Raw genomic sequence first — 2398 nt, 5'->3', positions numbered from 1 at the left:
CTGCTGTGCGCGGCGCAGCCGCGGCCCCCGGGGGGGTTTGGCGTCGGCGCCGCCCCCGCCGCCCGCCCCGGGGGGGGGGGGGGCGCCGGGGGGGGGGGGGGGGGCCCCCCCCCCCCCCCCCCCGGCCCCGGGGCCTCTGCTTGCGCGGATCGGTCAATGACGACCGCTCGGCGCTACCACCATGGCCGAGCCGCCCCCACGCCGCACCTTTTCGGCGGCCGCGAGCCATCGCCCTCCGGGAAGGCGCTGGATACCCGTGGCCGCACCGATCTCGGGGTTCGCCTTGAACACGTGCCCGATGGCTTCCAGCTCCTCGCGCACCGGGCTGTCCCACAGCCCCGGTTCGATCTCGGTCGTGGCCGAGTTGCGCTGGCTGGCACGCGGCGCGGCGATCGCCTCGACCAGCGGCAGCCCCCGGTCCAGGTGGCCGGTCAGTGACTGCAGGACGGTGGTGATGATCGTCGCACCGCCCGGTGACCCCAGGGCGAGGACGGGCTTTCCGTGGTCCAGCACGATCGTCGGCGAGATCGACGAGCGTGGACGCTTGGCCGGGCCGGGCAGGTTCGGGTCGTGGACCGCCGGATTCGCCGGCGCGAACGAGAAGTCGGTCAGCTCGTTGTTGAGCAGGAAGCCCCGCCCCGGCACGGTGATTCCGCTGCCCCCGGTCGACTCGATCGTCAGGGTGTAGGCGACGACGTTGCCCCACTTGTCCGCGGTGGTCAGGTGCGTCGTGTTCTCACCCTCGTACGTCGTCGGGGCGGCCTCGCCCCCGGTGGCGCAGCGGACCGGGTCGCGCGGGTCGCCCGGAGCCAGCGGGCTGGTGAGGACCGCGTCGTCCTTGATGAGGCATGCGCGCGAGTCGGCGAAGCGCTGGCTGAGGAGCTCCCGCGCCGGCACGTCCTCGAACGCCGGGTCGCCGACCCAGCGGCCCCGGTCGGCGAAAGCGATCCTGCTCGCCTCGATGAGCCGGTGCAGGTACTGCGTCCTGCTCACCTTCGACAGGTCCGTCGACTCGAGGATGTTGAGGGCCTCACCCACACTCGTGCCCCCGGACGAGGACGGCGCGATGCCGTACACGTCGAGGCCTCGGTAGGCGGTCCTGGTGGGGGCCTGGCGCAGCGCGCGGTAGCCTCTCAGGTCTCCGGCCGTCAGATCCCCCGCGCGCACCACACGCGTCGCCGCAGGGTCCACGGGCGGCTTCCGCACCGTCGACACGATGTCCCGGGCGAGCTCACCCCGGTACAGCTCGTCGACGCCCTCGCGGGCCAGCGTCCGGTACGTACGGGCGAGGTCGGGATTCTTGAACACCGATCCGGTCACCGGCAGATCGCCCCCGGGCAGGAAGAGTTCGGCACTCGCGGGGAAGTCGGCGAACCGCGCCTGGTTGGCCGCGGTCTGGGAACGGAAGGTCTCGTCCACGACGAATCCCTCGCGCGCCAGCCGCTCGGCCGGTTCGAGCAGCCGTCCGAGCGGCTTGCTGCCCCAGGCGTCGAGCACCTTCTCCCAGGTTGCGGGCGTACCGGGGGTACCGACCCCCAGTCCGCTGGTGACGGCGTCACTGAAGGGGATCGGCTGCCCGTTCTCCAGGAAGAGTGAGGAGTCCGCACTGCGGGGGGCGGTCTCACGGCCGTCGACGGTCTGCACTCTGCCCGTCCTGGCGTCGTAGAGGACGAAGTACCCGCCGCCTCCGATGCCCGCCGAGTAGGGCTCCGTGACACCCAGCGCGGCGGCGGTGGCGACGGCCGCGTCAACGGCGTTGCCTCCCTTGCGGAGCACCTCGATACCGGCCGCCGACGCGTCCGCGTCGACGCTCGACACCGCGCCTCCGTATCCCACCGCGACAGGCGACTTGGGAGGCGGAACGGGCGGCGCCGAGGCCGCGGGGGCCGCGGCCCCGAGCGTGCCGATGACGGCGATCACGAGTGGCAACGACACATTCCGGCCGACGGAATGACGCATCCGTACCTCCTGAGAAGGATCGTCCGCGCAGGGTAACGCCGCGTCCCCCGCGTCGTCAGGACCGCCTCGGACACGTAGCCGTGGCGATCGCGCCGGCCGGCCGGAACCGCTCGCACGCGGCTGCCGTCACGGTCCGCAGAAAATTCGGGAGGAAGAGGAATGACTTCGCGGGCACGGGGTACTGGCTCGCCCGAACGTGAGTATCTGAGGGAGGGCGACACCATGACGGCGATGTCAGTACGAACCACCGGGGCTCATGACACGGCGACGGAGTCGGGCGTCATGACCGGTACCGGAGCGCAGGACCTGCCGTGGATCGAGGATGCGGGGAAGGTGGCCCCGCAGGACGCCCGGGCCATGTCGAAGCTCTTCTTCGACCGGCTCCAGGTCCTCGAGGAGGGAACGCACGAGTACCAGTACGCCCGCAACACCCTGATCG

General features: G+C 72.1%; 1 protein-coding gene and 1 pseudogene. One reads left to right on the top strand and one right to left on the bottom strand.

Going from position 1 to position 2398, the window contains the following annotated elements; translation table 11 throughout:
* Positions 1–153: 153 nt before the first annotated feature.
* Positions 154–1959 (bottom strand): gamma-glutamyltransferase, encoded by a 1806-nt coding sequence (ggt, locus tag ACF1FZ_RS35015; protein WP_391777403.1) that lies wholly within the window; start codon positions 1957–1959, stop codon positions 154–156.
* 222 nt (positions 1960–2181) lie between these two features.
* Between ggt and ACF1FZ_RS35010 the strand changes: the two are divergent.
* Positions 2182–2398: pseudogene (locus ACF1FZ_RS35010) on the top strand (RNA polymerase sigma factor SigF); the annotation flags it as partial.

This window comes from Streptomyces sp. NPDC014623 (assembly GCF_043088245.1).
Classification (GTDB): domain Bacteria; phylum Actinomycetota; class Actinomycetes; order Streptomycetales; family Streptomycetaceae; genus Streptomyces.
The sequence above is the reverse complement of the archived record's forward strand: the minus strand, read 5'-3'. Positions and strand labels throughout refer to the sequence as shown.

What these genes read in the sequence shown, in the direction of transcription:
- ggt (WP_391777403.1), bottom strand. Translation starts at nt 1,959, where the DNA reads ATGCGTCATTCCGTCGGCCGGAATGTGTCGTTGCCACTCGTGATCGCC.